Annotated in this window: 3 protein-coding genes; all 3 read right to left on the bottom strand. The window is 60.5% G+C overall.

What is annotated here, in order from left to right:
* On the bottom strand, positions 1–352 hold a 352-nt coding region (locus AB4Y89_RS24350; RefSeq protein WP_442303539.1), incomplete at its 3' end, for a hypothetical protein.
* Positions 353–498: 146 nt separating this feature from the next.
* Complete coding sequence (locus tag AB4Y89_RS24355) at positions 499–1,290, bottom strand: ESX secretion-associated protein EspG (RefSeq protein ID WP_442303540.1); 792 nt, start codon at positions 1,288–1,290, stop codon at positions 499–501.
* Positions 1,287–3,107 carry a hypothetical protein gene (locus tag AB4Y89_RS24360; protein WP_442303541.1) on the bottom strand — a complete coding sequence of 607 codons (1,821 nt, stop codon included), beginning with the start codon at positions 3,105–3,107 and terminating at the stop codon, positions 1,287–1,289. Before AB4Y89_RS24360 ends, AB4Y89_RS24355 begins: the two co-directional genes overlap by 4 nt.
* Positions 3,108–4,175: the final 1,068 nt, after the last annotated feature.

The raw sequence follows: 4,175 nt of genomic DNA on the forward strand, positions 1-4,175 counted from the left end.
AAGGACGAATCACTCCGGACCCGTGGAACCCGGCAGTCAACCCGCTGACCGGGCCATCCTCGGTTGCCCGCACGCTGCCGGTCAAGCAGCAAAAACCCAATCCGAGCCCGATCACGCCGGGCCGAAGGCCCGGTGAAAGATCGAGGCTAACGATGCCTGACGACAATCCACGCGGCGGCTGGTCCGCGGGTTCCTGCACAAGTTTCGTAGCGATCGCCTCGGGTTCCCCACAGTGCAACGTAATTCGCGACCAGTCCCCTGCCATGTCGGTGCACATCAACTCGACGAGCAGGCGGCGAGTATCCACGGGATGCGGCGCCGCCCGGGCCCCGGCGGCTCGCAAAGCTGTCACGACCTTCGAAGTGAGGGCACGCCAGCCAATACGTCGGTCATCGCGATGTAGCTCTCAGCGGTCGCCCCACAGCCGCCTGGCCTCGTGTTTCATTGAAATCCTCACTTTCCGATCCCGCACCGCCGTTCCACGTGTCATACCGAGTGTCAGGCACCACGTTCATCTTTGATGACGCGGATTACTTCCGCGATCTTGGCATTTATCGTGGCCGTCAGGCGTTTCCGATCCGCCGCCACCGCGACCAGCGGATTTTGGACAGTGATTACGTAACGACCGTCGCCTTCCACATCCCGCCACTCGAGTACATGCCGTGTGATGCCGCGCGGCCCGAATCGCGATCGGCCCTGGATGATCTCGATCGCCCCGATGACAGACAACGAAGACTCAAGAAACCGCCGCGACCGCTGTCTGACCGAATCTCCGAAAGAAGCCTGTTTCACCTTGGATTTACCGTACGAGTAATCTATGTCGTCGGCCGAAGATCCCGTGACCAACGTGACATCGGCAAGTTCGCCCGGCCCGGCATCGGGAAGCTCGGCGACGACCGCGTCGGCGAGGCCCACCGCACTGCATTCGGTGATCGTGAATCCCTTGCTGTGCCAGATGGTTTCGCCGGGATGTTGTTTCACCACATACCCGGTACCCGCACTTCTGGCCGCGAGAATACGAATACTGCCCGCCGGGTCATCGAGGTCTTCGCCGTTGCGGCCCTGGACCGCCAAGCGGACATCTGGGCGGGCAATAGCATCGAACGCATCCCTGAGCGATCCGTCCACCCTCGAACGCAACCGCTCCCAGGTCGCGGCTTTTTCCCGGACGAGGTCGTCGTGCAGGCGAATACGGCTGGTGAATATGAGCGGGTGCGGAAGCAGATCCTGGTTCAGTCTCTGCCAGAGAACGACGAACTCGAGATCTGTGAAACTCCAGGTCCGGTTCATTCGTCAAGAACAGGTTTGATCGCCACCGGCTCGCCGATCGCTTCCTCCAAATGCCTTGTCGAGCCCAGGAAGTCAGCGCGCTTGTGTTCCTTGCCTTGGTCTTTGCCTGCCCCATGCGGCGATGCCGCGCCCGGTGTGCCCGGCGCTCCGGTAATCGGAGCCATGCCCGCCCGTCCGATCGCCGTGCTGGCGACCGTCCCGGGAAGCCCAGCCCGTGGAAACAGCTTCGACTGTGCCGCCCCCTTCGCCAAGGCCGCTTCTTTCGCAAGCGGCGCTCCGCCACCGCCTACGCCTCCCCCCTTCGCGCCGGCGGCGAACCGGCTCGCTTTAGCCGCGTCCGCGGCCGCCTTATCCATGTTCATACCGCCCACCGGTGGAACGGCCGAGCGACCTGCTGCCTCAGCGGCGGTTTGGGCACCCGACATAGCCTGTTGCGCCATATTGGCCAATTGGCTGGTCAATTGGCCGGAATCCGGACCTGATGGCGAGGTCGGCGGGGGGACCGGCGGATCACCGACACCGGAGGCCGGATCCAGACCACCACCGGCACCCGGCAGCGCACCGGTCAGGCCGGAAGTGTCCACGCTGGCGGCCGTTAGTCCAGGGCCTGGGACCCCGCCGGAATATCCGCTGCTGCCGCCTGATCCACCGGCGCTACTTCTCGGCCCGCCGACGCCTGCACCAACGGGGACCGGATCGGGTGCTGTCAGCATCGGAACTACTCGGGATTCCTGAAAATTGACCCGATAGTAGTCCTCGTACCTCTGCTGGTATACAGGAGTAGGGTCTTCTTTCGATAATGACCCAGGATTCGCTAGAACACCATCGTAATCCTTGTATCCGGGGCCACCCGCCTCCGTCTGCGGCATGCTCCATTTCGTTACGTTCAACCAAACACCGGCTTTGCTGAGATTATTGCCGATCTTTGTCATATCGTCGACCAGGGGACCTGTTGCCGCCACATAGTCCTGAACGGCCTTGCGAGCAGCCTCTCCACCGAATCCCGACCACGAATCCCTCGAATTGTCGATTGTATCTGCGAGGTCGGCGAACAGACGCTGCAGCCATTCGGCGAGGTAGAGCCAGGTGCTGCCGGCATCTGCGATCGGCTGAGGTTTGATAGTTTGGCCCAACTTATACAGATCGTGGTACAGGAGCGACTCGGCAGCATCGGGATTCTTGATATTTTCGTCAACGACGCCATCCTTCAGATACACAGGTCGGACTACGAGCGCCGGAGACTTTGATGCGTTCCCTTCGATACGCTTTCCATCAAGCGCTTCCTTGAATTCCTTGACGCGAGGATCGGATTGGATGATAACTCTTTCAGTTCTCTCAGCACTGGTCTCGACGTTTGGCGCATTTCTTTCGTTCGAGCCGAAGCCGACATCGCGAGTAATAGCGATCTTTGCCGGCCCACCCGAAATCGCTGCCGGGGCAACGTTGGCGAAATTATGCCGGGATTCCGCTTCGGCTTCGAGGTATGCCTTTCCGGCCACACTGAAAGCATTCGCCATCTCGGCTACGATGGCGAAATGCGCCCCAAGAATATCACTGAGATACTTCGCCCTGCCGTTGAAGGCACCGGCCATACTAATGCCGGAGGGGCGTCTACCGAATTCAGGAAGAGCATTCAGCGGCTGCCAACCAGCCGGCGGGGAAAAAATGCAGCCCTGAATCGCTTTCAGGCCGGAAAGCGCAGTTTCGCAGGCCTGGACACACATTTGGGCCTGATACTCCTCGAATTCCAGATTGCCGGACGATGCCTGCCCCGCCAGTTTCGACCAACGCCGCCGCAGATCACCGAGGTCACTCATCGGTTCCGCTCCTGACTATCTTGTCCCGCTCGGTATTCATCCATTTCGAACTCAAGGTGCGCGAGCCGGTCGCGGATCGCCCATCATGCCGCGATACGTCGGATGCCATCACTGTCCATTTCTGGGAATTCCTCGTCGAATACACACCACATCAGAGCAGAGAATCCCGACGGCGAGTTTCGCGCCGTCACAGTGACAACCTCACCGGACCTCGCCCACCGACAACCAGAAACACGGGGCATCTGCGCGTGTGATGCTATGGGTTGGACGGAGTTTCGTCGCCATGAAGTACTTGCCGACACGGGGTCACCAGACCTCCGCAATGCGCGACGGCCACGGTCTCACGTCATCGATGCCGACGACGACAGGAGTCATATCCCCCATCACCTCAGTTTCTTGTTACAGCTCGAAGCACGATCCACGAAATCGGTTGACTTCGCTTCCGGACACAGGACGACGACCAGTATGAGTGGATAGGTGGCGCTTCGCGCATCAGGGACCAATAGGTGAACTTACCCATCCCCACGCGAACAAGCCGCTGGAACCGGGCAAGGCGGCTGCAGCTACTGACCGTGCGCGTCGATTACCCAGCCAGACCACGCCGCCTCGCAACGAGATCGCTCATCCCAGGCTGTGCTGAGTCCAGTTCGCCCATGAGCATTCATGCACTATCGAGGTCAGCGAGATGTCCAGCACCCTGCTATATATTGTCAGCAATCGAGAGAGCAGATGGTAGTAGTGGGCAACGCCGGAATCATCGACCAGATCCACAGTATTTTCCAAGATGTCGTCGAGCACGGCATGCGCCCCGCATGCTGTCGCAGGGGCCACAGATTCCGCGATCGACGAAATGGCCGAAGCCCAGGCCGCGCCGGTCGTTCCCGCGGCCGTCCGGGAGGTCTTCCGGCTCAACGGGGAGAGTAAGACCGTGTCTTACGTGGTTGTGATTCGGTTCTGCTGCGTCGGATCCGGTTGTGCTGCATGATGTTCGACTTGTGGTAGACGAGTTGTCGAAACGCCTTGTCCCGGACGAGTTGTGGGCTCTGGCCGAGCCGCTGTTACCGGAAT

Source organism: Terriglobus sp. 2YAB30_2 (genome assembly GCF_052114765.1).
Classification (GTDB): domain Bacteria; phylum Acidobacteriota; class Terriglobia; order Terriglobales; family Acidobacteriaceae; genus Terriglobus.